Genomic DNA, 26,266 nt, shown 5'->3' on the forward strand with positions numbered 1-26,266 from the left:
GGCTGGGATGCGCGGGTTACTCAGCGTGCCACTGCAGACAGCCGAGTCGGGACAGTATCACTGAGGGCCTGCAGGCCTTCGAGCTGCATGTAGCGCCGGGTCAGGCTCCACTCGTCGTTCTGCTCGAGCATCATGGCCCCGACCAGTCGAGTGATGGCGTTGTCATTGGGGAAGATGCCCACGACGTTGGTCCTGCGCTTGATCTCCGCGTTGAGCCTCTCCAGCGGGTTGGTGCTGTAGATCTGTGGCCAATGCGCCCTGGGGAAACCCATGAAGGCCAGCACGTCGTTCTCGGCCTCGTCCATCATGGCGCTGAGCTTGGGCAGCTTCTCGCGGAACTGGTCGGCCACGCTGCGCCATTGCATCCTTGCCGCCTCGGCCGTCTCCTGCACGAACACCGTGCCGATGGCCGCGCTCACCATACGCCGCTGCGTCTTGTTGGCATAGGCCAGGACGTTGCGCATGAAGTGCACGCGGCATCGCTGCCAAGTGGCCTTGAGCGTCTTTGCCGCGGCCGCCTTGATGCCTTCGTGGCTGTCGCTGATGACGAGCTTGACGCCCCGCAGTCCGCGTCGGTTCAGGCTGCGCAAGAACTCGGTCCAGAACGGCTCTGCCTCGCTGGCCCCGACCTTGATGCCCAGCACCTCACGCTGCCCCTCGGTGTTCACGCCCACAGCCACTATCACCGCGACACTCACGATGCGGCCCGCCTCGCGCGTCTTCACGTAGGTGGCGTCGATCCAGAGGTACGGCCAGTCGCCTTCGATCTGCCGGTTCAAGAACGCGCCGACACGCTCGTCGAGTTCGGCGCAAAGGCGCGACACCTGGCTCTTGGACACGCCGCTCATGCCCATGGCCTTGACCAGGTCGTCCACCGAGCGCGTGGAGATGCCCTTGATGTAAGCCTCCTGGATCACCGCCGTGAGCGCCTTCTCGGCGGTTCTGCGCGGCTCCAGGAACTCGGGGAAGTAGCTGCCTTGGCGCAGCTTGGGGATATTGAGTTCGACACTGCCGGCACGCGTCTCCCAGGTGCGATCCCGGAAGCCGTTGCGGCTGTTCAAACGCTCAGCGCTCTTCTCGTCGTAGCCGGCGCCGCAGCGCCCCTCGACGTCGATCTCCATGAGCCTCTGGGCCATGAACTGCACCATCTGGCGCAGCACATCAACGTCGGCTCCCTTCTCGGCCAGTTCGGCCAATGCCATAGTGGAGGTGGTCATCGTGATTTCCTTTGGACAAGGGTTGGTGGGTCGCACCTCAACCTTATCCGGGACCACGATGGCCACCCTCTACGGGCCGCCTCGCCTAAAAACTTACACCACCTCGCGGGGCATCACCGTGGATGACGAGCATCAGTTCAAGAAGTGGCAGTGGATCCGCGCGCGCGTGCGCCGGGCGCAGGACGATGCGCGGCCGGAAAGCCACCGGGTGTCGGTCGACACCATCGCCCTCCTGGGCAAGCCCCTGCCGAACGACGGGCATGGGGCGCAGCGGCGCGACAGTCTCCAGGGCGTCCCGGTGTTCGCCTCCTTCGATGAGCTGGAAGCGGCTCGGTTGCGCGACGGCACCAGCCTGGGCCTGGTGCGACCGAGTCGCTTGCTGGGCCTCGACATCACCGCCGTGAAACATCCGGACTGGACCGACGACGAGAAGGCCAAGCTGCTGCAGGAGCAGATGCAGGGCAATCTCTTTGATGCCGGAGAGGAGCAGAGGACCTTGTGGACGCTGAAGAAGCTGCCCTTCGACTTCCACTATCGCTACGAGTGCGAGTCGGCCGCGGGCCTCTCGGTGCATCTGCACAAGCTGGTCGACTGGGAGGCCGGGGCGCTGTACTGGAACATCCGCCACAAGCCCGACTGGCAGTCGCTGTTCCGCCAGAAGTTCGTCACCGACTTCGGGCGGCGCGACGTGCTGTTCCTGCTGGGCACCATGCACCGCTTCCCGGGGCAATGGCTGATCGTCAGCGTGCTGTACCTGCCGAGGCTGCCTGAGACGCTGTTGCGTCAGCAAACACTGTTCTAGCCGTCAGGTGATGCACGGCAGGCGCACCGGCCGAATGTGCGGCCCTGGCCACATAGGTGCGGTGGCAGCGTCCGAAATCGGCCTCGAAACAGACCAGGCAAGCTTGCCGGACGAGGGCGGCACGCCCCAGGTCTTCCACTTCGGCGGATTGCCGGGCCAGGTGGGCCAGAAAGCCGCGGGTGTAGGTCTGCCAGTCGCCATCGACCTTGTAGCGATCGCGCACGGGCTTCGGACACCCGAGTGCCGGCCGATGTTCATAGGCGACGTCGGCAGCGGCGAGGGCGTCGCGGAAGGCGGTCTTCGAGAAGCCCTTCTTGCGCGACAACGGCAACTCGCGGACGTCGACGATCAGCTGGACGCGGGCCTGCCGAAGACGTTCGATGAACGCCTCGATGGTCAGGCCTTCATAACCGAAGGTGTAGAGCGCGCGGGTCACCTGTGCTCCGGGGAGGTTGTCGTGAAGTCGGTCAAGCGGATCCTCCTCCACCCAGACGCAAAAAAGCCCGCTCGGGGCGGGCTTTCTGCGGTGCGTCGTGCGCGTGGCACTCGGCTTGGATCTTGGTGGCCTGGGGCGGAATCGAACCACCGACACGCGGATTTTCAATCCGCTGCTCTACCAACTGAGCTACCAGGCCATCGAGCCCGAAAGTATAACGTGAAAACGGCGGGCTGCGAGATTTTTGTGGGGCGGGGGGTGGCGGTCAGTTGCCGCCGCCTCGCTTGCTGCGGTTGAGGTCGACGCCGAGCTGCTTGAGCTTGCGGTAGAGGTGGGTGCGTTCGAGGCCGGTGCGTTCGGCGACGCGGGTCATGCTGCCGTTCTCGCGGGCGAGGTGGAACTCGAAGTAGGCTTTCTCGAAGGCGTCGCGCGCCTCGCGCAGCGGGCGGTCGAGGGAGAAGTTCTGCTCGGACTGGGGACCGGTGGACAACATGGCCGAGATCATCGGCGCGCCGCCCGGCGGGTGGCCCATCGCGTGCAGGCTGCCGTGGCCCATCGAGTGGGCGGCGGCATTGCCCGTCACCGGCGCGTCGACCAGGCCGATGTCGCGGTCGAGCGAACCGTAGCCGGAGACCGCGCCCAGGCCGGTGCCCGGACTGCGCAGCGGTGCCATCGAGCTCATGCCCAGACCGCCGACCATCGGGGCGACCGCCGGTGCGGCCGCGCGGGGTGCGGCCGCGGGCGCCGGCTTGGCCAGGCCCTGTTCGACCGCGCGCAGCAGCTTCTGCAGGGTGATCGGCTTCTCGAGGAAGGCCATCGCGCCGTATTTGGTGGCCTCGACCGCCGTGTCGATGGTGCCGTGACCGGACATCATGATCACGGGCATGCCCATCTGGGTCGCGGCGCCCCACTCCTTCAGGAGCGTGATGCCGTCGACGTCGGGCATCCAGATGTCGAGCAGGACCAGGTCGGGCCGCATGCGTTCGCGGGCGGCACGGGCCTGGGCCGCGTTCTCGGCAAGCTCGACGTGGTGGCCTTCGTCCGAAAGGATCTCGTGCAGCAGGGCACGAATGCCCATTTCGTCGTCGACGACAAGGATGTTGGCCATGGGGGAATCAGGACACGCTCACCAGGGGAGGCGGGGTTCGACCCCGGGGAGTCCGGGTGTCGAGGGCCTGCTGGGCCGTCTCTGCCCAGCGGGAAAATGATATCGAAACTTGTGCGCCACTCCGCGGGGGGCTACCCGGTTGAGTGGGGAGCAAGTCGGCAAGGTTACCGAGTTGGATGCGCGCGCCGTGTTCCTCGACGATCTTGCGCACCACCGCCAGGCCCAGTCCGGTGCCGCGGCTCTTGGTGGTGACGTACGGTTCGAAGGCGCGCTTGAGCAGCGCCTCGCTGAAGCCGGTGCCGTTGTCCTGCACCTTCAGGCGCACGCTGCGCAGGTTGCCGTCGTCGTGGAAGGCAGCCTCGGTGCAGACGACGACATGGCCGGCGTCACCGCGTTCGGCGACCGCGTCCAGCGCGTTCTGGACCAGGTTGTGGATGACCTGGCGCAGCTGGCTCGCGTCGCCGATCAGCGCCGGCAGGTCGGCGGCCAGGCGGGTCTCGATGCGGCCGGATTCCAGATGCTGGCCGTACAGCCCGAGCACCTCGCCGACCAGCGCGTTGAGGTCCAGCGCGCCGAGCTGCGCGGCCGGCAGGCGGGCGTAGTCGCGGAACTCGTTGACCAGCGTCTTCATCGCCTGGACCTGGTTGACGATGGTCGAGACCGAGCGCTCCAGCATCTGCGCGTCCGGCTCGTTGAGCTTGGCCTCGAGCTTGTGGCGCAGCCGTTCGGCCGACAGCTGGATCGGCGTCAGCGGGTTCTTGATCTCGTGGGCGACCCGGCGGGCGACCTCGGCCCAGGCGACGCTGCGCTGGGCCGAGACGACGTCGCTGATGTCGTCGAAGACGATCAGGCGGTTGCCGTCGGGCAGCAGCGCGCCGCGCACCAGCAGGGTCAGCTCGCCACCCTCGACGCCGCCGAGCTCGAAGGTGTGCTGCCAGTGGCCGCGCTCGCGTTCCGGGCTGGGGGTGTCGGCGCCGTCGGCGGTGTCCTGCAGGGCCCGCTCGAAGTGCTGGTCGATCGAGCGCGAGAAGGCTTCCAGCCCCGGCACCTGCGCCAGCGGGTGGCCGCGCCAGGCCGCCATCGGCACACGCAGGATGCGCGCCGCGCCGGGGTTGACGGTGTCGACGATGCCGCGTGCGGCGAACAGGATCACGCCGGCGCTGAGGTTGTCGAGGATGGTCTGCAGGTGCGCCTGGGCGCTCTCGGCGGTCGCCAGGCTGGTCTGGACCTGGGCGCGCGCGTCGGCCAGCTGCTGGGTCATGTCGGCGAAGGAGCGGGTCAGGCCGCCGAGTTCGTCGCGCGAGCTGAAGACCTCGGTGGGCCGCAGGTCGCCGCTGGCCACCTGGCGCACGCCATCGGCCAGCACCAGCAGCGGCCGGGCGAGCTGGTGACCGAGCGCGGCGGCCATCAGCAGCGCGCTGAAGACGCCCAGGATCAGCGCCAGCGTCAGCGTGCCGATGTACATCTTGCGCAGGCCCAGCCGGCCGAGCGCGCGCTGCTGGTACTCGCTGTACGCGGCCTGCACGTGCAGGGCGTTGTTGGCCAGCTCGAACGGCACCTGCTGCGTGACCTGCAGGAAGCGGTCCTCGCCGGTCAGGGTGTAGTTGCCCGACGGCACCCAGGCGATGGCGCGGATGCGGGCGTCCTGGATGGTGGCGAGCTGGCCGCGCTTCTCGGTCGGGTCGCCGTCCAGGCCTTCGAGCTGCGACAGCACGCGCAGGCTGCGGGCCTGGCGCAGCATGGCCGCGCTGGGCCGGTCGGGCAGGAAGACGGTGCCCAGCGTGCCACCGGCACTGGCCAGCACCTGGCCGCTGGGCGACAGCACGGCGACGCTCTGCGCGGCCAGCTGCTCGCGCAGCCGCTCCAGGGCGATCACGGAGATCCGATCGGGTGAATCGGCGGCCCGTTCGGCCGCCAGCCGGGTCTTGCCGCCGAGGTCGGTCACCAGCATCTGCAGCGAGGTCCGGCCCAGGTTCAGGCCGGATTCGAGCGCGCCCTCGACCTCGACGTCGAACCAGCTCTCGATGCTGCGCGAGACGAACTGGTAGGACACGCCATAGATCAGCGCGCCCGGCACGACGCCGACGAAGGCGAAGATCACCGCCAGCTTCAGCAGCAGCTTGCTGCCGAACTTGCCCAGCTTCATGCGCCGCCACAGGTGGGCCAGCGCCGCCAGGATCACCAGGCCCAGCACGGTGGCCACGCCGATGTTGACCCACAGCAGCCAGCCGAAGTGGCGCTCGTACAGCGCGCGGTTGTTGGTCGCGACGGCCAGCAGGAAGGCCAGCACCAGCACGGTGGCACCGGCCGCGATCAGGGCGACCAGCAGGGTCCAGCGCAGGGAACGGCGGGTCATCGCAGGGACGGGGACGAGGGTGGCGGGAGACGCGCGGCCGGGCCGGCTTCAGCGGGCCGGAGGGAGCAGGATCGTACGCTCGATGCGCAGGCTCCATTCAGGCTGGCTGCCGATGGAGATCAGCAGCGGCCGGGGCAGCTGGTCGACGTCGAGCCAGTAGCGGAACTCGAGGTAGTCGGCGTCCTGCGCGTCCTCGGCGTCGCCGATGCGCCAGCTGCTCAGGCGCTGGATGGCGCGCAGCGCCTCGCGCAGCGTCGCGTAGGTCTGCGACAGGCCGCCCAGACTGACGCGGTAGTTCAAGGTCAGCGGCTGATAGGCCAGACGCCAGGTGCGCCGGACCTGCGCCAGGCGCTTGTCGCGCCAGTACCAGCGCGAGTGCGACAGCTCGGCCTCGGCGACGAAGTAGAGCGACACGCCCTTCTGCAGCGCGTCCTCGACGCCAGCGGGCAGGTCGAAGCGGGCGTCGAAGTCGATCGCCAGGCCCTGTTCGGTGCGCAGCACCTCCAGGCGCTGCAGGTCGACCGGCGTGGCGGCCCGGCCGGGCGCGACCGCCAGCAGGCTGGCCAGCAGCAGCAACAGCTGCCACAAAAGCCGACGCCACGGCGCGGCGCCACGCGCGGCCTGGGCAGGCTGGGCGGCGTCGCGGCGGTCGATCGGGCGGGCGGAGGGCACGGGGTTGTCGCAGGGGGCTGGCGTCGGCTCGACCCCGGACGTCAGCGCCGCAGGTCAGGAACTCTTGTCGACGCGGGCGTAGAAGAAACCGTCACCCCGGATCGCGGGTTGCGCGGGCGCCTCGCCAGCCGTCTCGGACCCATTTTCAGCGATGCCCAAGCGGTGACCGGGCACCACCTGCGTGCATGCGTCGCCGGTCCGTTGCAGAAACGCCGCAAGCTGGGCGTCGCCCTCGGCGCGGAAGATCGAACATGTCGCGTAGACGAGACGGCCGCCCGGCTTGAGCAGCGGCCAGAGCGCGTCCAGCAGCCCGGCCTGGGTGCGCACCAGCGCGTCGATGTCGGCCGGGCGGCGCAACCAGCGCACGTCCGGATGGCGCCGCACGATGCCCGAGGCGCTGCACGGCGCGTCCAGCAGGATGGCGTCGAAGGGCCTGCCGTCCCACCAGGCGTCGACCTGCGCGGCGTCAGCCGCCTGCAGGCCGGCCTTCAGGCCGCAGCGGCGCAAGGTGTCCTCGACGCGGGCCAGGCGGGTCGGCTCGACGTCCAGCGCCAGCAGGTCCAGGTCGGCCAGTTCCAGCAGGTGGGCGGTCTTGCCGCCGGGCGCGGCGCAGGCGTCCAGCACGCGGGCGCCGGACGGCAGGCGGTCGGCGCCTGTACCCAGCAGCAGCGGCGCGGCGATCTGCGCCGACAGGTCCTGCACCGAGACGCGGCCGGTCGCGAAGCCGGGCAGGGCCGTCACCAGCACCGGGCGGGACAGCACCAGCGCGTGGCTGCCGATCGCCTCGGCGTCGATGCCGGCCTCGGCCAGTTCGGCCAGGTAGCCGACCGCGTCGGTCTGGCGGGCGTTGACGCGCAAGGCCATCGGCGCGGCCCGGTTGGCGGTGGCCAGCAGCGCCTGCCACTGCGTCGGCCAGTCGCGCTGCAGCCGCTCGATCCACCAGCGTGGATGCTGCCAGCGCACCACCGGGTCCTCGGCCTGCCAGACCGGCACGAGCGTGGCGCGCTCGCGCTGGAAGCGCCGCAGCACGGCGTTGACGAAACCGGCGCTGGCGGCGCGGCGCTGGCGCATGCAGGCCACCGCCTGGTCGACCAGCGTGTGGTCGGCGTAGCTGGGCGTGGCGACGTCCGGGTCGTCCTGCGGCCACAGCAGCGCCAGCGCGCAGAGCAGCAGCGACTGGACCTCCGGCGGCGGCTTGCGCGGCGCCAGATGGGCCAGCGCACGCTGGGCGCCACCGAGCTGGCGCAGCGCGTGGAAGGCGAGCGCCTGGGTGCCGGGCCGCGCCGGCGCCGGGCAGGCGGCCAGCGCGTCGGTCAGCGAACGCCCGGCGAGCACGGCGCCGACGGCATCGGCGGCATGGCCCAGCAGGCGCTGCAAGGGCAGGCTGGCGGGACTGCCAGGCAAGGAGGACGGCGGCGGAGGGGGGGCGGTTCGGGTCACGGGCGGCAGTCTACGGGTGAGCTGCCGATGCCTGCGGCGCGCCGCCGCGTCAGCTGCCGGGGGCGCCGGGCAGTTCGGTGAAGAGGCGGCCCAGCTCGGGCGGCGAGGGCGTGTCGAGCAGGCCGCAGGCGACCCGCAGGGCTTCGGCGCCGGCCAGGTCCAGGCCGCCCAGCGAGCTGACGCCGCCACGGGCAACCGGCGCACCGGGCTGTTCGGCCAGCGCGTGCAGCGCGTCCAGCCAGGCCCGCACGATCTGCGGCCGGCGCATCCAGTCGAGCTGGCGCACCATCAGCACGGCACGCACCAGGCCGTCGGTGTCGGGCACGTGGCAGGCCGGTGGATGGGGCGCGGCACCCCAGAGCGCGGCGACGACGCGGGCATGCCACGCGGCACCGGCCGCGCCAACGCGGGCATCGGCATCAAGCTGCGGCACGACACGGGCCAGGAAGGCCGTCAGGTCGGCCGCCGCGATGCGCAGCGCCAACGGCAGCAGGCCGGTCGCGGGATCGCCTTCGCGCAGGTTGGGCCGCTGGGCGATCGGCGCGCCCGACAGGCGCTGGCGCACCAGCAGCAGCGTCAGGCGGTCGATCGGGCGGACCCGGCCGTCGGCGCACATGACCCGCCGCACCGCCGGCGCGAGGTCCTGGCGTTCGACCAGCGGCAAGGCCGCCGCGTGGGCGAGCACCGTCTCCAGGGCCGGCAGGCGGGCGCTGGCGGGCAGGTTCTCCAGGTCGGTCATCAGGAAGGAGACGCCTTCGAGCTCGTCGGTCTCCTCGATCCAGCACTGGCGCTCGCGCGAGCTGCCCGGCGTCAGGACCAGCGCCAGCAGCATCGCGCGCAACTCGCCCGGGCCGCGACGCAAGCGCAGCCGCGCCCAGGCATCGAGCGCGGCGGCCGACAGCGGCGCGGCCGACCTGGCGCCTTCAGCCCTGGCAACGGGTGCGGCGGCGGGAACTGGGGTCGCGGTCATCGGGGCGTGCACGGCATGGGACTTCAGCCAGTGGGATGGCGCCGATGCTCCCGCGCCACCGCCGGCTTGTCCAGCCGACAGGTGTATCAGCCCGGGTCAGATCGGCGGGAACTCGGGCGCGCGGTGGAAGCGCAGCACGTTGGCGGCCAGCGTGGTCGGGAACAGCGCGATGGCCTGGTTGTAGGCGTCGGCGGCGCGGTTGTAGACCAGCCGGGAGAAGGCGATCTGCTCCTGCAGCTGGTCGCGCTGGCGCAGCAGGTCGCTGATGGCCGGGTCGGGGCCGTCGCCGGAGGTCAGGTCCTGCAGCGCCAGGCCGAGCTCTTCCAGCAGCGACACCAGCCGCTCCTCGGCCACCGCCACCTGCTGCAGCACGTCGCCGCGCAGGGACTTCAGCTGGACCTGGTCGCAGGCGTGACCGGCCCGGCGCGCCGCACCGGTCAGGCCGGCGGGCAGCTCGGCCTGCAGGCCGTCGGGCAGGCGTGGCCGCGAGGTCTCGGCCAGCGTCAGCGCCACCGCATGGCGCTGGCGCAGCGCGCTGGACAGGGGCGCATAGGCGCTGCGCAGGTCGTGGCGCAGGCGGACCAGGCGGTTGTGCGCGCCCAGCATCCAGAAACCCAGCACCGCCAGCAACAGGGCCCAGACCAGCGTGCTCGACATCTGCGGAACGAGGTTCAAGCGCGGCTCACCGGCCCGACAGCCAGGCCGAATGGCCGGCCGCACGCAGCGCGCAGGCGGGGCAGTGGCCGCAGCCGTAGCCCCAGGCGTGGCGCTGGCCACGTTCGCCCAGGTAGCAGGTGTGGCTGTGCTCGACCAGCAGGTCGACCAGCGCGGCGCCGCCGAGGTCCTCGGCCAGCGTCCAGGTCTGCGCCTTGGTCAGGAACATCAGCGGCGTCTCGAGCGTCATCGGCGTTGCCAGCCCGAGCGACAGCGCCACCTGCAGCGCCTTGAGCGTGTTGTCGCGGCAGTCCGGGTAGCCGGAGTAGTCGGTCTCGCACATGCCGCCGACCAGCACGCTGGCGCCGCGCCGGTAGGCCAGCGCGCCGGCCAGCGTCAGGAACAGCAGGTTGCGGCCGGGCACGAAGGTGTTGGGCAGGCCGTCGGCCTGCATCGCGATCTCGCGCTCGACGGTCAGCGCGCTGTCGCCGACCTGGCCCAGCACCGACAGGTCGAGCAGGTGGTCGTCACCCAGCCGGTCGGCCCAGTCCGGGAAGCGGCGGCCAATCTCGGCCCGCACGGTCAGCCGGCAGTCCAGCTCGATGCGGTGGCGCTGGCCGTAGTCGAACGCCAGCGTCTCGACCCGCGCGTAGCGGTCAAGCGCCCAGGCCAGGCAGGTGGTGGAGTCCTGCCCGCCCGAGAACAGGACCAGGGCGGTGCGCGGGTCGCGGGTCATGCGGGAACGATCGGCCACGTCAGCTCGGGCCGATCAGGTGCGGATCTCGCCCTGACCCAGCACGACGTACTTCAGCGAGGTCAGGCCGTCCAGCCCGACAGGGCCGCGGGCGTGGAACTTGTCGGTGCTGATGCCGATCTCGGCGCCCAGGCCGTATTCGAAGCCGTCGGCGAAACGGGTGCTGGCGTTGACCATCACGCTGGCCGAATCGACCTCGCGCAGGAAGCGCATCGCGTTCGGGTGATTCGTCGTCAGGATCGAGTCGGTGTGGTGCGAGCCGTGGCGGTTGATGTGGGCGATGGCCTCGTCCAGCGAGTCGACCACCTTGGCGCTGATGATCGGCGCGAGGTATTCCTCGCCCCAGTCCTGCTCGGTCGCCACCGCCGTCTTCAGGCCGGGCACGGCGGCGATGGCCGCCAGCGTGCGCGGGCAGCCGCGCACCTCCACGCCCTTGGCCGCGAACACCGCCGCGATGCGCGGCAGGAAGGCGTCGGCCTGGGCGGCATGCACCAGCAGCGACTCGGTCGCGTTGCAGGGGCTGTACTTCTGGGTCTTGGCGTTCTCGGTCACGACCAGCGCCATGTCGAGGTCGACCTCGGCGTCGACATAGGTGTGGCAGTTGCCGTCCAGGTGCTTGATGACCGGCACGCGGGCCTCGGCGCTGATGCGCTCGATCAGGCCCTTGCCGCCGCGCGGGATGATCACGTCGACCGACTCGGGCATGGTGATCAGCTTGCCGACGGCGGCGCGGTCGGTGGTCTCGATCAGCTGCACCGCCTCGGCCGGCAGACCGGCCTCGACCAGCGCGGCCTGGACCAGCTTCCACAGCGCGACGTTGGAATGCAGCGCCTCGGAGCCGCCGCGCAGGATCGCCGCGTTGCCGCTCTTGATGGCCAGCGACGCGGCCTCGATCGTCACGTTCGGGCGGCTCTCGTAGATCATCCCGAAGACACCCAGCGGGACACGCATCTGGCCGACGCTGATGCCGCTCGGGCGGCGCCGCAGGTTGAGGATCTCGCCGATCGGGTCTGGCATGCCGGCGAGCTGCTCGCAGCCTTCGGCGACCGTCGCGATGACCTTGTCACCCAGCTTCAGGCGGTCGAGCATCGGGCCGCTCAGGCCGGCCGACCCGGCGGCGGCGAGGTCGCGCGCATTGGCCTCGGCAAGCGCCGGACCGCTGTCGCGCAGCAGCCGGGCGAGCGCCAGCAGGGCCTCGTTCTTGGCCGCGGTCGAGGCGGCGGCCATGTGGGTCGAGGCGCTGCGCGCGGCAGCGCCGACATGGGCCATGTAGGCGGAAAGATCGTGCACGTCCATGCGCCGGATTGTCGCAGAGCGTGCCCGGAAAGCGCCCCGTGCAGGGCCTGATCCGGAGCGGGTCGGACGACCTTCAGGCCGCGATCGGCGAGCCCACCGCCGGCGCGTAGCCCTGCGGGTTGCGCGACTGCCAGCGCCAGGCGTCCTCGCACATCGCGTCGATGCCGCGTTCGGCCTGCCAGCCGAGCAGCTCGCGCGCCAGCGCCGGGTCGGCGTAGCAGGCCGCGACGTCGCCCGGGCGGCGCGCGACGGTCTTGTACGGGACCGGCCGGCCGCTGGCGCGTTCGAAGGCGCGGATCACGTCCAGCACGCTGTAGCCCTGGCCGGTGCCGAGGTTGACCGTCAGCGACTGCTTGCGTTCGAGCAGGTGGCGCACCGCCGCGACGTGGCCGGCGGCCAGGTCGAGCACGTGGATGTAGTCGCGCACCCCCGTGCCGTCGGGCGTGTCGTAGTCGTTGCCGTAGACCTGCAGGAACGGCCGCTTGCCGACGGCGACCTGGGCGACGTAGGGCATCAGGTTGTTCGGGATGCCGCGCGGGTCCTCGCCGATCAGGCCGCTCGGGTGGGCGCCGACCGGGTTGAAGTAGCGCAGGTAGGCGATCTTCCAGCGCGGGTCGCAACGTTCCAGCTCGCGCAGCAGCTGCTCGCCCATCAGCTTGGTCAGGCCGTAGGGGTTGGTGGCCGACAGCGCGGCGCTCTCGGCGATCGGCAGCGTCTCGGGCTGGCCGTAGACCGTCGCCGACGAGCTGAAGACCAGCGCGAAGACGTCCTGTTCGGCCATCGCCTGGCCGACGGTGACGAGGCCGCCGAGGTTGTTGCGGAAGTATTCGAGCGGCTTCTCGGCCGACTCGCCGACCGCCTTGTGGGCGGCGAAGTGGACGACCGCCTGGGCGCCGTGCGCCGAGATCACGCGCGCCATCGCGGCGCCGTCGTTGACGTCGGCCTCCTCGAACACGGGCGCCTCGCCCAGCAGCACGGCCAGCCGGTCGAGCACCTGCGGCGAGCTGTTGGCGAAGTTGTCGACGCCGACGACGTCGTAGCCAGCCTGCTTGAGCGCGATCCAGGTGTGGGAGCCGATGTAGCCGGTGGCGCCGGTCAGGAGGACGGTGGTCATGGCGGTCGATCCGCGGCAGGAGATTGGGGGTACGGCACGGCGCCATCCGCCTGCCCGGCGGCGCCATCACAGGGGTCGGTGAAGACACGACCCCGGACAAACGATTCTGTCAAACGCCCCGTGCCGCGACGCCCCGGCCGGATCAAGGTTTCGTGAACTGCCTCCTACAATTCCGCGATGTTTCAAACCCTGCTCGAACCCCTCGGCCGCGAGGCCCAGGCCCGCGTCACGCTGCTGGTCAACCACGTCATCGCCGCAGAGCCCGAGGCGACCCGGCGGCTGCTGGCCCACAGCGGCGCGCTGATCGAGGTCGAGTGGACCGGCTGGCCGGCCTTCCTGCCGCCGCCACCGCCGGCGCAATGGCGGGTCACACCGGCCGGGCTGCTGGAAGTCGAGGACGGCAGTGCCGATCCGGTCGATCCGGCCCGCACGCTGGTGGTCTCGCTGGACCAGCCCGCGCTGACCGCCTGGGCCTTCTCGGGCGCCCAGGGTCGTCCGCCGATGGCCGTGCGCGGCGACGTCGGCCTGGCCGCCGAGATCGGCTGGATGGCCGAACACCTGCGCTGGGACATCGAGGACGACCTGGCCCGCGTGATCGGCGACGCCCCGGCGCGCCAGCTGACCCAGTTCGGCCGTGCGATCGCCCAGGGCGTGCAGGCCCTGCTGCAGCGCCTGCGTCCGCAGGCATGAGGGGCAGCCTGCGCAACACGCTGCGCCTGGGCCTGATCGTCTGGGTCCTGATGCGCCACGGCATGGACCAGCTGGTCCTGCGCAGCCTGCCGCACGCCGGCCTGCGGCTGCTGGCACGCATCCTCGCCATCGGCCGCACCCACGATGCGCCGCGCGGCGAGCGGCTGCGGCTGGCGCTGGAGCGGCTCGGCCCGATCTTCGTCAAGTTCGGCCAGGTCCTGTCGACCCGGCGTGACCTGGTCCCGCACGACATCGCCGACGAGCTGGCGCGGCTGCAGGACCGCGTGCCGCCGTTCCCGAGCGACCAGTCGCGCGCCATCGTCGAGCGCTCGCTGGGCAAGCCGATCGAGGCGGTGTTCCGCAGCTTCGAGGTCGACCCGGTGGCCAGCGCGTCGATCGCGCAGGTCCACTTCGGCGTGCTGCACGACGGCCGCGAGGTTGCCGTGAAGGTGCTGCGCCCGGGCGTGCTCGACATCATCGAGGCCGACCTGGGCCTGCTGCGCAAGGCCGCCGCCTGGCTCGAACGGCTGTCGCCCGATGGCCGCCGGCTGCGTCCGCGCGAGGTCGTCGCCGAGTTCGACAAGTACCTGCACGACGAGCTCGACCTCGGCCGCGAGGCCGCCAACGCGGCCCAGCTGCGCCGCAACATGTCGGGCCTGGACCTGCTGCTGATCCCCGAGATGATCTGGGACCTGTCCAGCGCCGAGGTGCTGGTGATGGAGCGCATGCGCGGCGTGCCGATCAGCCAGATCGACACCCTGCGCACGGCCGGCATCGACATCCCCAAGCTGGCCCGCGACGGCGTGACGATCTTCTTCACGCAGGTCTTCCGCGACGGCTTCTTCCACGCCGACATGCACCCCGGCAACATCATGGTGTCGACCGAGCCGGCGACCTTCGGGCGCTACATCGCACTCGATTTCGGCATCGTCGGCACGCTCGATTCGCGCGACAAGGAATACCTGGCGCAGAACTTCCTGGCCTTCTTCCGGCGCGACTACCGGCGCGTCGCCGAGCTGCACGTCGAATCCGGCTGGGTGCCCGCCAACACCCGCGTCGACGAGCTCGAAGGCGCCGTGCGGGCGGTCTGCGAACCGCACTTCGACCGGCCGCTGAAGGACATCTCGCTCGGCCAGGTGCTGATGCGGCTGTTCCAGACCTCGCGCCGCTTCAACGTCGAGATCCAGCCGCAGCTGGTGCTGCTGCAGAAGACGCTGCTGAACGTCGAGGGCCTGGGGCGCCAGCTCGATCCGGAACTGGACCTGTGGCGCACCGCCAAGCCCTTCCTGGAACGCTGGATGAACGAGCAGGTCGGCTGGCGCGCGCTGCTGGGCTCGCTCAAGGACGAGGCGCCGCGCTACGCCCAGCTGATCCCCGAGCTGCCGCGCCTGCTGCACGACGCGCTGCTGCGCCAGGCCCATCCGGACCCGAACCAGGAACAGCTGCTGCGCGCCCTGCTGCGCGAGCAGCGCCACACCAACCGGCTGCTGACCCTCGCGCTCGGCACCGCCGGCGGCTTCGTGGCGGGCGCCCTGTTCGCCTACTGGCTGCTGCCGGGCCTGTGGACCTGGCTGCACCACCTGCGCTGACGCATCGAGGCGCCGAAGGCCTGCGGGCCGCCGGTTTGCAGGGGGCCGCCCGGGGCGCCGCGTCAAGTCGCCCACCTATAATTTCGGGTTTCGCATCAACGGTCTGATCCACTGTTTCACAGCCATGCCGATCTATGCCTACCGATGCAGCGCGTGTGGACATGCCAAGGACGTGCTGCAGAAAATGTCCGACCCGGCCCTGACCACCTGCCCGTCCTGCGGCGCCGAGTCGTTCTCCAAGCAGGTGACCGCCGCCGGCTTCCAGCTCAAGGGCTCGGGCTGGTATGCGACCGATTTCCGCAACGGCGGATCGTCCGGCGCGACCAGCGCACCGGCGACCGGCGCCTCGACCGGCCCGGCCGCCAGCCCCGCGTCGGGTGACGGCGCCGGCTCGGGCGGCAGCTCCGGCGACAGCGGCACCAGCGCCTCCGCCAGCAGCGGCACCGCCTGCGGCGGCTCGTGCGCCTGCCACTGACCCCCGCCCCTCAACCGTTCGTCCTCACCACGCCGCTGGGCGCCTGACCGTGAAGAAATACATCGTCGCCGGCCTGCTCGTCTGGCTCCCGCTGGCCGTCACCATCTGGGTGCTGGCGTGGGTGCTGGGCGTGCTCGACGGCGTCTTCCAGGCCCTGCTGTCGCTGGCCGCCGCCGTGCTGCCGGCCAGCGCGACGGCGGTGATCGAGGCGATCTCGCACGTGCCCGGCCTCGGCGTGATCGTGCTGGTCGTGCTGATGCTGCTGACGGGCGTGTTCGTGGCCAACTTCGTCGGCCAGTGGTGGATCCGGATGTGGGACCGGATCTTCCAGAACATCCCCATCGTCAAGTCCATCTACAGCTCGGTCAAGCAGGTCTCGGACACGCTGTTCTCGAGCAGCGGCCAGGCCTTCCGCGAGGCGGTGCTGGTGCAGTACCCGCGCGAGGGCCTGTGGACTATCGCCTTCGTCACCGGCAAGCCCGGCGGCGAGGTCGGCGAGGCGCTGCACGGCGACTTCGTCAGCCTCTATGTGCCGACCACGCCGAACCCGACCTCGGGCTTCTTCCTGATCGCCGCCCGCGCCGACCTCCGTCCGCTGGCGATGAGCGTGGACGAGGCGCTGAAGTACATCATCTCGATGGGCGTCGTCGGCCCGGAACCCGGCAGCCATGCCGAAGAGCCGGCCCGAACCTGATCCCCTGAACACCCAGAATTCCCCCGGAGACCTCCCACCATGCGCAGCAGCTATGCAGGCCTCGTCAGCGAGAAGCTGATGGGCCAGACCGTCACCCTGATGGGCTGGGCCCATCGTCGTCGCGACCACGGGGGCGTGATCTTCATCGACCTGCGCGACCGCGAAGGCATCGTCCAGATCGTCTGCGACCCCGATCGCGCCGAGATGTTCAAGACCGCCGAAGGCGTGCGCAACGAGTTCTGCATCAAGGTCACCGGCCTGGTGCGTGCCCGTCCGGCCGGTACCGAGAACGCCGCGCTGGTCTCCGGCAAGGTCGAGGTGCTGTGCCACGCGCTGGAGGTGCTCAACCCCAGCGTGACGCCGCCCTTCCCGCTGGACGACGAGAACCTCAGCGAGACTACCCGCCTGACGCACCGCGTGCTGGACCTGCGCCGCCCGCAGATGCAGAAGAACCTGATGCTGCGCTACCGCGTCGCGATGGAGGTGCGCAAGTTCCTCGACGCCAACGGCTTCGTCGACATCGAGACCCCGATGCTGACCAAGAGCACGCCCGAAGGCGCACGCGACTACCTCGTGCCCAGCCGCGTCCACGACGGCCACTTCTTCGCGCTGCCGCAGTCGCCCCAGCTGTTCAAGCAGCTGCTGATGGTCGCGGGCTTCGACCGCTACTACCAGATCACCAAGTGCTTCCGCGACGAGGACCTGCGCGCCGACCGCCAGCCCGAGTTCACGCAGATCGACATCGAGACCTCGTTCATGGGCGAGGAAGAGATCCGCGCGATGTTCGAGGGAATGATCCGCACGGTCTTCCGCCACGCCATCGGCGTCGACCTGCCGGTCTACCCGGTGATGACCTATGCCGAGGCGATGTTCAAGTACGGCTCGGACAAGCCCGACCTGCGCGTCAAGCTGCAGTTCACCGAGCTGACCGACGTCATGAAGGACGTCGACTTCAAGGTCTTCTCGACCCCGGCCCAGAGCAAGGGCGGCCGCGTCGTCGCGCTGCGCATCCCCGGCGGTGCCGAGATGAGCCGTGGCGAGATCGACGGCTACACCGAGTTCGTCAAGATCTACGGCGCCAAGGGCCTGGCGTGGATCAAGGTCAACGACGCCGGCAAGGGTCGTGACGGCCTGCAGTCGCCGATCGTCAAGAACCTGCACGACGGCGCCATCGCCGAGATCATCGCCCGCACCGGCGCGTGCAACGGCGACCTGATCTTCTTCGGCGCCGACAAGGCCAAGGTCGTCAACGACTCGATCGGCGCGCTGCGCATCAAGGTCGGTCACAGCGAGTTCGGCAAGAAGCTCGGCCTGTTCGAGGACAAGTGGGCGCCGCTGTGGGTGGTCGACTTCCCGATGTTCGAGCACGACGAGGAAGAGAGCCGCTGGAACGCCGTGCACCACCCGTTCACGGCGCCCAAGGACGGTCACGAGGACCTGATGGACACCGACCCGGGTGCCTGCATCGCCAAGGCCTACGACATGGTCCTGAACGGCTGGGAACTCGGCGGCGGCTCGGTGCGGATCCACCGCGCCGAGGTGCAGAGCAAGGTCTTCAGCGCGCTCAACATCAGCAAGGAAGACGCCCAGGTCAAGTTCGGCTTCCTGCTCGACGCGCTGCAGTACGGCGCGCCGCCGCACGGTGGCCTGGCCTTCGGCCTGGACCGCCTGGTCACGCTGATGACCAAGGCCGAGTCGATCCGCGACGTCATCGCCTTCCCGAAGACCCAACGCGCCCAGTGCCTGCTGACCGGCGCGCCCAGCCTGGTCGACGAGAAGCAGCTGCGCGAGCTGCACATCCGCCTGCGCAACGCCACGATCGCCGCACAAGGCTGATCGCCCGCCCGGGCCCGACAAGCCGGCTCACGCCCCGTGCGTGCAGCCGGCTTGAACTTTTCGGGGGCCGCCTGCATCTGAGGGCTTCGTTCGCCACCCCCAACCACGCAAGGCCACATGAAACGCATCGCGCTTTTCCTCGTCACCAACCTCGCCGTGATGCTGGTGCTGGGCGTCACGACCAGCCTGCTCGGCGTCAACAAGTTCCTGACCGCCAACGGCCTGAACCTCGGCATGCTGCTGGGATTCGCGGCCGTCATGGGCTTCGGCGGCGCGTTCATCTCGCTGCTGATGAGCAAGCCGATGGCCAAGTGGAGCACCGGCGCGGTCATCATCAACGACTCGCACGACCCGATGCACCGCTGGATCGTCGGCACCGTGCAGCGCTTCTCGGCCGCCGCCGGCATCAAGATGCCCGAGGTCGCGATCTACGAGGGCGAGCCCAACGCGTTCGCCACCGGCGCCTTCAAGGACTCGGCCCTGGTGGCCGTCTCGACCGGCCTGCTGCAGGGCATGACGCGCGAGGAGGTCGAAGCCGTCATCGGCCACGAGGTCGCCCACGTCGCCAACGGCGACATGGTCACGATGACGCTGATCCAGGGCGTCATGAACACCTTCGTCGTCTTCCTGTCGCGCGTGATCGGCTACGTCGTCGACCGCGTGATCCTGAAGAACGACAAGGACGCGCCGGGCATCGGCTACTACGTCTCGACCATCGTGCTCGACATCGTGCTCGGCCTGGTCGCCGCGATCGTCGTGGCCTGGTTCTCGCGCCAGCGCGAGTTCCGCGCCGACGCCGGTGCCGCCCAGCTGATGGGCAGCCGCGTGCCGATGCAGCGCGCCCTGGCCCGCCTCGGCGGCCTCGAACCCGGCGCCCTGCCGCAGAGCGTCGCCACGCTGGGCATCGGCAGCAGCGCCAGCGGCCTGATGGCCCTGATGTCCAGCCACCCCCCGATCGAGGAACGCATCCGCGCCCTCGAAAACCTCCGCTGACCTCGGCCCTGTAGGTCGGACTCCGAAGGCGTCCGACGGGCTCGTGCCCCGGGGCGCCAAGGCGCCTCAATATCGGCCCGTGACCCCGGCCACGCGCAGGTACACATACGCCACCCACGCCACCACCGCCCGCCGCGCCAGCCGGACCCAGCCGGCTTCGCGAAGCGTGTCGGGCAGGATCTCGCGGCTGTCGGCATAGGCCCGCTCCAGCTCCGCCACCAGCGTTGCCTGGAAGCCGGCATCCGACACGATCAGGTTGGCCTCCAGGTTCAGCAGCAGCGACAGCGGATCGATGTTGCTGCTGCCCACCGTGCTCCAGTCGTCGTCGACCAGCATGACCTTCGCGTGCAGGAAGGCCGGCAGGTACTCGTGGATGTGGACGCCGTGCAGGTGCAGCTCGCGGTAGAGCGCCCGCGCCGCCCAGGCCGCCAGCCGGTAGTCGGCCTTGCCCTGCAGCAGCAGCCGGACCTCGACGCCGCGCCGCGCCGCATCGGCCAGCGCCTGGCGGAAATGGGTGCCCGGATAGAAATACGGCGTGACCAGCCAGATGCGCCGCCGCGCCGTGCGCATCGCGTCGATGCAGGCGCGTTCGATGGTGCGGCGCTGGCGCAGGTTGTCGCGCACCACCAGCGCGGCCCGCACCGGCTGCGGTGCCGGCGTCGAGGGCAGCACCGCCGGGGCCGCGCCGGACTCGTCCGCCAGGGCCGGACGGGCCGGCATGCGCAGCTCGCGCAGCAGCGTGCGCAGCCGTTGCATCGGACGCGGCGCGACGATCAGCCGGCGCAGCGCGCCGCGCCAGTCGCGGCCATGCCAGGCGCGTGACCACATCGCCCGCACCACCTGCGTCATCGTGTCGACCACCGGCCCGCTGACCGCCAGCGCGTAGTCCAGCCGCGGCGTCTCGGTCAGGCCGTGGTTCAGGTCGACGTGGTCGCCGATCAGGTTGATGCCGCCGACATAGCCCACCGCGTCGTCGACCGTGCACAGCTTCATGTGCAGGCGGCGCAGCTGGCCCGGCTGCAGCCAGTGGGTCCAGCGCTCGATCGGCCGGAACACCGCCAGCTGCAGGCCCGGCGCCCCGGCCAGCCGCTGCTCGATGCGGCTGCGGCTGTGCTTGGTGCCGAAGCCGTCGATCACCACCCGCACCCGCACGCCACGCCGGGCGGCCGCCACCAGCGCGTCGGCCACGACCAGCGCCTCGGGGTCGTCGTTGAAGATGTAGGTCGCCAGCCAGACCTCGCGCTGCGCCGCATCGATCGCCGCGCACATCGCCGGGAACAGCTGCGCGCCGCCGCGCAGCAGCGTCACCGCATGCCCGCCGTGCAGCACCGGCCGCTGCAGCAGATACCAGCCATACCGACCGCGCCGCAGACGCTGGCGCAGCGGTTCCGGCGGCGGGCCGTCCGCGTTCACCCGATCAGCTCCAGCTCCACCACCAACGGCAGGTGGTCGGACATGCGGGCCCAGCGCGCGCCGCGCGGCACCTCCGTGCGCAGGCAGCGCAGCCCGCGCGTGTAGACCCGGTCGAGCGAGAACAGCGGCAGCCGCGAAGGGAAGGTCAGCGGATGCCGCCCCGCCCCGGCCACCGCCGCGCGTGTCAGGCCGGCCCGCACGAAGGTCGGGTCGAGCCGCTCGCCCCAGTCATTGAAGTCGCCCGCGACGACCACCGGCGCGCCGGCCGGCACGCGGCTGGCGACGTACTCGGCCAGCCGCTGCGCCTGGCGCATCCGGCTGGCATGGAACAGCCCGAAGTGCGCCACGATGCCGTGCACCGCCACGCCCTGCCAGTGGACGATCGCGTGCAGCAGGCCGCGCTGCTCGAAGCGGTGGTCCGACACGTCGTGATGGCCGATGTCGCCCAGCGGCCAGCGCGACAGCAGCGCGTTGCCGTGTTCGCCGCCCTGCGTGACCGCGTTGGTGCGGTAGGCCGTCTCGTAGCCGTCGGGCGCCAGGAACTCGGCCTGCCCCTGCGCCGGCCAGCCGAACGAGGTGTGATCGAAGCGCCGCGCATCGCCGTGGTGAAACAGCCGGACCTCCTGCAGGAACACCAGGTCCGCATCCAGCTGCGCCACGCCGTCGCCCAGGTTGTGGATCTCCAGCCGCTTGCGCGGCCCGACCCCGCGCACGCCCTTGTGGATGTTGTAGGTCGCCACCCGCAAGCGCCGGCCGCCCGTGCCTTCGACGAGCGACTCGGCGGCGGCACGCGCCGGCAACCGCGACACCCGCGTCATGGCCGCGCCCCGGGCGTCTGCTGCGGAAGTTGCAGGTCGGCGGTGAGGATCACGACGAACACAGACTCGGGGACCTTGGGCGGGCGAGCGGCAGGCGGGGCGGCGACATCGGGCAGGGACATGGGCGGCAGCGCTGGCTTGGGATGCGAGGCTGGTCAGGATACCGGCCGAACGCGACGGCGCGTCCTCCGTTCTGACCGGTCGCAGCGAGATGGGTTGCCGATTGCCAGCCACGAGTGATTGGGGCAATCCGCCATTCTGCGAAAAGCGCTGCTGGCACGGGTTCATCCCGATCAACCCATCCAGCGAGCGAAAGTGGCCATGCGCACCAGAACCGATCCCGTCACGAGAGCATTCATGTTCCTGTTCCTGCTCCCATCGGCCTGCCTCGCCGATGCCGACTTTGAACTCGACCTGGAGCGGTCGCTCACCGTTCAATGCACATACGCCGACGAAAAAACCTATCCGCACGAACACGTCACGGTCAAGGGAACGACAGTCGATGAGCCTGACGCCGATGGCGTCACGACCTTCCAGAAAGGCGAGAAATGGAGAACCGTGACCCATGTCGTCAGCACGGGTCAGGTCTCGGAATGCGTGTTTCCTTCGGGCAACCGGATACGTGTGAAGGTGGGCTCAGGCATCGCCACCGCATTCGGCGCTTGCGGGTCCGATCCCGCCGTTTTCACGTCCATCTGGGTGAACGAGCGGAAGGTGGTGTCGAGGTTGCAGTTTGAAGGGCGCTGCTGGGACAGCCAGAACCATCCGGCGGTGACATTCGATTTCTCTGGCGGCCCATCGGCCAGTTTTCGGAGATGCCATATTGCCCCATTGCCCGAATCAGATTCGGACTCCAGCATCGCCAAACCCGCCGGGGCCAAGCCGCTGCCGGTGTGCATCAACTATCCCGACCTCAAAAGGTATCCGATCGACCTGATCGAATATCCGCGACCTGGTCAGAAAACCAAGTCCGTGGGGGACTTCGAGGTCCTGTCGAACACCGGTCCGGTCTGCGACGCCATGCTCGACAAGCTCAAGGAGGATGCCCACCAGCAGGTTGATCCTTCGGCCAGTCAGCCGGCATCCACGTTGACGTATCCGGACTGGCGTGATCCCACCGTCAAATTGCCGAAAGAACTGGAAGAAGGCAGTGAAGGCATATTCGATGTCGACAACGATGGCAACCTGGACCGGGTCATCCTGAAATCCAGATCGGACCACTACACGAATGGATCGACGCTGCTGGTGATGCCCGGCAGGTCGAAGACAGAACTCAAGGTGCCCAGAGCACCCCTGGGCCCGAAATCCTGGTTCCTGCCTTGCCAGATGGACCCCGTTCGGCACAGCATCCAGGACTGCCCGACCTTTTCCCAGAACGCCGACGAGGCGGGTTTCTCGATATCGTCGGGCGGCAAGGATCCGGTCCTGTTTCGAGCCCGGTATACCTCGCTCACCCCCTTCTTCTTTCAGGGCCAGACCCATCTGGAGGTGAACGGCACCTCCGAGGACACCCAGGAATACTTCGCCGTCCTCAAGCCGCTGCCGCACAAGCGGTTTCAGAAGATGTGCCTGTTCCGTCAGGTGCCCGAGAACTTCTGAGCGGCGTCGCTCAGCGCATCGGCTGAGCGACGTCCGGACGCGGCACGCGCCGGCAGCCGCAACACCCGCGTCATGGCCGCGCCCAGGGCGTCTGCTGCGGCAGTTGCAGGATCGCCTCGGCGTTGCTCGGCGAGAAGCAGCGGTCGGCCGCCTCGCGCCACGGCAGCCAGGCGTGCTGCAGGTGCTCGCGCGGCGCCAGCGTCACCACCACGTCGCGCGGCACCGTCAGGCCGAAGACATGCTCGGTGTTGTGCGTCACGCCCGGCGCATAGCGGTGCCGCCAGACCGGGTAGATCTCGTAGACGTTGCGCAGCCCCCAGTCCCGCAGCGCCTCGTCCGGCACCCCGGCCGAGCCGACGACGATGCCGGTCTCCTCGGCCACCTCGCGCACGGCGGTCAGCCGCAGGTCCTCGTCCGGATGGTCCTTCGACCCCGTCACGCTCTGCCAGAACCCCGGCTTGTCGGCCCGCTCGATCAACAGCACCTCCAGGTCGGCGGTGTGGATGACGACGAGCACCGACTCGGGGATCTTGGGCGGACGAGCGGCAGGCGGGGCGATATCGGGCAGGGACATGGGCGGCAGGGCTGGCTTGGGATGCGGGGCTGGTCAGGATACCGGCCGAATGCGACGGCGGCACCGCGCTGCGGTCACGGTTGACCCGATCCAGGCGTCTTCACGGCTGGTCGCGGGCGGCGCGCGCCCTCTTCGGACCGGTTACAGCGAGATGGGTTACTGATTGCCATCCATCAGTGATTTGAGCAGACCAGGCGCCCGGAAATAGATTCGGATACTTTCTGGATATCGGTCACTTGAATCCCAGACGAATGCTATTGCATGGCTTCTGGATGGTTCGGCCGGCCCTTCCGCGATACGTCGGACAACGTAACTCGTTCAAGTCAATAAAACTGTTGACGTTTGTTATGGGTGCTCATTTTTGAGTATCTCAGAATCGCTTCACTTGAGATTTTCCATTTGATCGGCGATTGGTCTTTCTGGATATTCAGCAAGGAATTCAGGGTGCGTGATTCTGACCACCCTAAATTCGCGCTCGAACCATCTTGGTGACGATTCAAATGATCGAAAGGTAGAAGCGGTCAGCAACCCAGACAAGGTTTTCCTGACTTCCGGTTCCGTCAACAAGAGTAAGCCATGAACCCATACTTCCTGTCCCGCCGCGCAGAGCTGATTCTGCTGGCCCCTGTCGCAGCCATCGTGCTGACCGCCTGTGGCGGCTCGGATACCGTGCAGCAAACGGCGCCGCTGCTGTCGGGCACACAAGCACCCGCCAGCACCGAAGGCGGCAATGGCAGCTATTACCTCAATACCACCACCGGCGACCTGTTTGGCCCCAAGGCTGCTGATGCCTGGCCCACCACTGCCGCGATGAACTTGTCGGGCAAGGCAGGCGCAGCCGGAACCAATGGCACCAACGGCACCAACGGCACCAATGGAACGAATGGCATCAATGGAACGAACGGCGCGACGGTACTCAGCGGCAGCACCGCACCCGCAGCCGCCACCGGCGCAACGGGCGACTTTTACCTGCAGCTCGACGCCACGACCTCCACCATGTACGGCCCCAAAAGCGCAAGCGGCTGGCCCATGGGCGTATCGCTCAAGGGGTTGGCGGGCAGTAACGGGGCAAATGGGACCAACGGCACGAATGGAATCAACGGCACGAACGGCGCCAATGGCACCGACGGCAAAACCATCCTGACAGGAACCGGTGCGCCGGCGGCCGCGGCGGGCAACAACGGTGATCTGTATCTGGATACCGCATCCACCAGCTTGTATGGCCCCAGGACAAGCACGGGCTGGGGTACGGGCGTGTCGCTCAAGGGTGCCAACGGCGTGAATGGCACGAACGGCACGAACGGCACAAATGGGACCGATGGGACCAACGGGACGAATGGCACCAACGGTTCCAACGGCAACACCATCCTCAATGGCAGCGGCGTACCTGCCAGCAGTTTGGGAGCCAATGGTGACTTCTACCTGGACACCTCAAACAGCAACCTCTATGGCCCCAAAGCCTCGGGCGCATGGCCTGCTTCGGGGGTTTCGCTCAAAGGGGCAACGGGCACCAACGGAACGAATGGTACGAACGGCAGCAACGGTAGCAACGGCAACACCATTCTCAACGGGACCGGAGCGCCGGTCAGCACCACAGGGGCCAATGGCGATTTCTACATCGACACCGCCACCAGCAACATGTATGGCCCCAAAGCCGGTGGCGCATGGCCCGGCACGGGTGTCTCGCTGAAGGGGGCTGCAGGCACCAATGGAACGAATGGCGCAAACGGCACAAACGGCAGCAATGGCAACACCATCTTGAGTGGTGCGGTCAATCCGACTGCTGGCACAGGCGCCAATGGTGACTTCTATATCAACACGGCCACCAGTACGTACTTTGGTCCCAAGGCTGCAGGTGCGTGGCCGACCGGCATTTCGCTGTTGGGGGCGAACGGCACCAATGGAACGAACGGCACGAACGGAACCAATGGCAACACCATCTTGAGTGGTGCGGTCAATCCGACTGCTGGCACGGGTGTCAATGGCGACTTCTATATCAACACAGCCACCAGTACGTACTTTGGCCCCAAGGCTGCGGGTGCATGGCCGACGGGAATATCGCTGTTGGGGGCGAATGGCACAAACGGCACCAATGGAACCAACGGCAACAAGATCTGGACAGGTTCTGGCGCCCCCACCAGCAGTCTGCCCGTCGGGGCGCAAGACAACGACATTTATATTCAGACTGGCAGCAGCCCACTGCTTTACACCCGCACGGGCGGTAATTGGGGCACTGGCGTGAGCTTGGGCGGGGGCAGCAGCAGTACCAGCCTGGCGCTACAAATAAAGGCTGTGGCCAACCAGACGCTAAGCGCAGCAGCCGTCCCACTTTCAGGTTTACTGGCATGGGACACCGCAACGCTGCAAAACGCCAGTGGAAATGTCACCTATAACAGCACAAATAGCGAATTCGCCGTCCAAACCGCTGGAGTCTATTTGGTCAACGCACAAATGAGCTTTGCAGACGGCAATTATTGCTATCCCATGATTGACGTGAATGGCACAGGCTGGTCTGACAGCAGCCTTGTCGGTTACCAAATGATTGATATTTTTGCACCCTCAGGCCATCAAATGCATGGCTATATCAATCAGATAGTCAGTTTTTCTGCCACCGATAAATTTAAGGTCCGCCTCATTGACCCAAGCTCCTCGTCAACATGCACGATCACCACTTCTGCAAGAAATTGGATAACGCTAATGAAAATGAATTAAGTGTTGTGCGCCCGACTGGTTTTTAAAATGCAACTCCAAGTCTGAGCGCCCCGC

At 68.8% G+C, this 26,266-nt stretch carries 23 protein-coding genes and 1 tRNA gene; 9 read left to right on the forward strand and 15 right to left on the reverse strand.

Annotated elements, in window-relative coordinates; translation table 11 throughout:
• Nucleotides 1-20: 20 nt before the first annotated feature.
• Entirely contained in the window at nucleotides 21-1,217 is a 1,197-nt protein-coding gene (locus ACWA7K_RS18135; RefSeq protein WP_456162314.1) for an IS256 family transposase, read from the reverse strand.
• Between the two features lie 58 nt (nucleotides 1,218-1,275).
• Here ACWA7K_RS18135 and ACWA7K_RS18140 point away from each other — a divergent pair, with 58 nt between their 5' ends.
• On the forward strand, nucleotides 1,276-2,019 hold the full coding sequence (locus tag ACWA7K_RS18140; protein ID WP_456162927.1) for a hypothetical protein: 744 nt from the start codon (nucleotides 1,276-1,278) through the stop codon (nucleotides 2,017-2,019).
• On the opposite strand, the gene ACWA7K_RS18145 is transcribed toward ACWA7K_RS18140, so the two are convergent.
• The 11 genes from ACWA7K_RS18145 to galE form a co-directional block, all read right to left on the reverse strand.
• Complete coding sequence (locus ACWA7K_RS18145; protein WP_456162929.1) at nucleotides 1,958-2,455, reverse strand: DUF488 domain-containing protein; 498 nt, start codon at nucleotides 2,453-2,455, stop codon at nucleotides 1,958-1,960. The two genes, ACWA7K_RS18140 and ACWA7K_RS18145, sit on opposite strands and share 62 nt — an antisense overlap.
• A gap of 123 nt (nucleotides 2,456-2,578) precedes the next feature.
• A tRNA-Phe gene (locus ACWA7K_RS18150) sits at nucleotides 2,579-2,654 on the reverse strand.
• Nucleotides 2,655-2,720: 66 nt separating this feature from the next.
• Nucleotides 2,721-3,563, reverse strand: coding sequence for a response regulator (locus ACWA7K_RS18155; RefSeq protein ID WP_456162931.1), 843 nt, complete (start codon nucleotides 3,561-3,563; stop codon nucleotides 2,721-2,723).
• Between the two features lie 7 nt (nucleotides 3,564-3,570).
• The gene (locus ACWA7K_RS18160) at nucleotides 3,571-5,919 is read right to left on the reverse strand and encodes an ATP-binding protein (RefSeq protein WP_456162933.1); all 2,349 of its coding nucleotides are present in this window, start codon (nucleotides 5,917-5,919) and stop codon (nucleotides 3,571-3,573) included.
• 48 nt (nucleotides 5,920-5,967) lie between these two features.
• Entirely contained in the window at nucleotides 5,968-6,591 is a 624-nt protein-coding gene (locus ACWA7K_RS18165; RefSeq protein ID WP_456162935.1) for a DUF4390 domain-containing protein, read from the reverse strand.
• 54 nt (nucleotides 6,592-6,645) lie between these two features.
• Nucleotides 6,646-7,995: a 16S rRNA (cytosine(967)-C(5))-methyltransferase RsmB gene (gene rsmB, locus ACWA7K_RS18170; protein WP_456162937.1), complete on the reverse strand. Its 1,350-nt coding sequence runs from the start codon at nucleotides 7,993-7,995 to the stop codon at nucleotides 6,646-6,648.
• Between the two features lie 85 nt (nucleotides 7,996-8,080).
• The gene (locus ACWA7K_RS18175; RefSeq protein WP_456162939.1) at nucleotides 8,081-9,001 is read right to left on the reverse strand and encodes a hypothetical protein; all 921 of its coding nucleotides are present in this window, start codon (nucleotides 8,999-9,001) and stop codon (nucleotides 8,081-8,083) included.
• A gap of 96 nt (nucleotides 9,002-9,097) precedes the next feature.
• Nucleotides 9,098-9,676 (reverse strand): LemA family protein, encoded by a 579-nt coding sequence (locus tag ACWA7K_RS18180; protein WP_456162941.1) that lies wholly within the window; start codon nucleotides 9,674-9,676, stop codon nucleotides 9,098-9,100.
• Between the two features lie 7 nt (nucleotides 9,677-9,683).
• Nucleotides 9,684-10,391 (reverse strand): 7-cyano-7-deazaguanine synthase QueC, encoded by a 708-nt coding sequence (gene queC, locus ACWA7K_RS18185; protein ID WP_456162943.1) that lies wholly within the window; start codon nucleotides 10,389-10,391, stop codon nucleotides 9,684-9,686.
• Nucleotides 10,392-10,424: 33 nt separating this feature from the next.
• The gene (locus tag ACWA7K_RS18190; protein ID WP_456162945.1) at nucleotides 10,425-11,705 is read right to left on the reverse strand and encodes a glutamate-5-semialdehyde dehydrogenase; all 1,281 of its coding nucleotides are present in this window, start codon (nucleotides 11,703-11,705) and stop codon (nucleotides 10,425-10,427) included.
• A gap of 73 nt (nucleotides 11,706-11,778) precedes the next feature.
• Entirely contained in the window at nucleotides 11,779-12,819 is a 1,041-nt protein-coding gene (galE, locus tag ACWA7K_RS18195; RefSeq protein ID WP_456162947.1) for a UDP-glucose 4-epimerase GalE, read from the reverse strand.
• A 177-nt stretch (nucleotides 12,820-12,996) separates the two neighbouring features.
• Between galE and ACWA7K_RS18200 the strand changes: the two genes are divergently transcribed.
• From ACWA7K_RS18200 to htpX, 6 genes are all read left to right on the forward strand, one after another.
• Nucleotides 12,997-13,509: a hypothetical protein gene (locus ACWA7K_RS18200; protein WP_456162949.1), complete on the forward strand. Its 513-nt coding sequence runs from the start codon at nucleotides 12,997-12,999 to the stop codon at nucleotides 13,507-13,509.
• 8 nt (nucleotides 13,510-13,517) lie between these two features.
• Nucleotides 13,518-15,098, forward strand: coding sequence for a ubiquinone biosynthesis regulatory protein kinase UbiB (gene ubiB, locus ACWA7K_RS18205; protein ID WP_456168864.1), 1,581 nt, complete (start codon nucleotides 13,518-13,520; stop codon nucleotides 15,096-15,098).
• A gap of 124 nt (nucleotides 15,099-15,222) precedes the next feature.
• Nucleotides 15,223-15,573, forward strand: a complete 351-nt coding sequence (locus ACWA7K_RS18210) for an FmdB family zinc ribbon protein (RefSeq protein WP_456162951.1) — start codon at nucleotides 15,223-15,225, stop codon at nucleotides 15,571-15,573.
• 49 nt (nucleotides 15,574-15,622) lie between these two features.
• A complete protein-coding gene (locus ACWA7K_RS18215; RefSeq protein WP_456162953.1) occupies nucleotides 15,623-16,267 on the forward strand; it encodes a DUF502 domain-containing protein in 645 nt (214 codons plus the stop codon).
• Nucleotides 16,268-16,306: 39 nt separating this feature from the next.
• Nucleotides 16,307-18,103 (forward strand): aspartate--tRNA ligase, encoded by a 1,797-nt coding sequence (gene aspS / locus ACWA7K_RS18220; protein ID WP_456162955.1) that lies wholly within the window; start codon nucleotides 16,307-16,309, stop codon nucleotides 18,101-18,103.
• A gap of 117 nt (nucleotides 18,104-18,220) precedes the next feature.
• Entirely contained in the window at nucleotides 18,221-19,096 is an 876-nt protein-coding gene (htpX, locus tag ACWA7K_RS18225; RefSeq protein WP_456162957.1) for a protease HtpX, read from the forward strand.
• A 66-nt stretch (nucleotides 19,097-19,162) separates the two neighbouring features.
• Here the strand turns inward: htpX and clsB are convergent, their stop codons facing one another.
• Nucleotides 19,163-20,509, reverse strand: a complete 1,347-nt coding sequence (gene clsB, locus ACWA7K_RS18230; RefSeq protein WP_456162959.1) for a cardiolipin synthase ClsB — start codon at nucleotides 20,507-20,509, stop codon at nucleotides 19,163-19,165.
• Entirely contained in the window at nucleotides 20,506-21,327 is an 822-nt protein-coding gene (locus ACWA7K_RS18235) for an endonuclease/exonuclease/phosphatase family protein (protein ID WP_456162961.1), read from the reverse strand. Before ACWA7K_RS18235 ends, clsB begins: the two co-directional genes overlap by 4 nt.
• A gap of 357 nt (nucleotides 21,328-21,684) precedes the next feature.
• Between ACWA7K_RS18235 and ACWA7K_RS18240 the strand changes: the two genes are divergently transcribed.
• Nucleotides 21,685-22,926: a hypothetical protein gene (locus tag ACWA7K_RS18240; protein WP_456162965.1), complete on the forward strand. Its 1,242-nt coding sequence runs from the start codon at nucleotides 21,685-21,687 to the stop codon at nucleotides 22,924-22,926.
• Between the two features lie 70 nt (nucleotides 22,927-22,996).
• Here ACWA7K_RS18240 and nudB read toward each other — a convergent pair whose 3' ends face one another.
• Entirely contained in the window at nucleotides 22,997-23,500 is a 504-nt protein-coding gene (gene nudB, locus ACWA7K_RS18245) for a dihydroneopterin triphosphate diphosphatase (RefSeq protein WP_456162967.1), read from the reverse strand.
• Nucleotides 23,501-24,076: 576 nt separating this feature from the next.
• Between nudB and ACWA7K_RS18250 the strand changes: the two genes are divergently transcribed.
• Complete coding sequence (locus ACWA7K_RS18250; protein ID WP_456162969.1) at nucleotides 24,077-26,212, forward strand: hypothetical protein; 2,136 nt, start codon at nucleotides 24,077-24,079, stop codon at nucleotides 26,210-26,212.
• The last annotated feature ends 54 nt before the right edge of the window (nucleotides 26,213-26,266 follow it).

It is taken from the genome of Leptothrix mechoopdaensis (SeqCode), assembly GCF_053893855.1.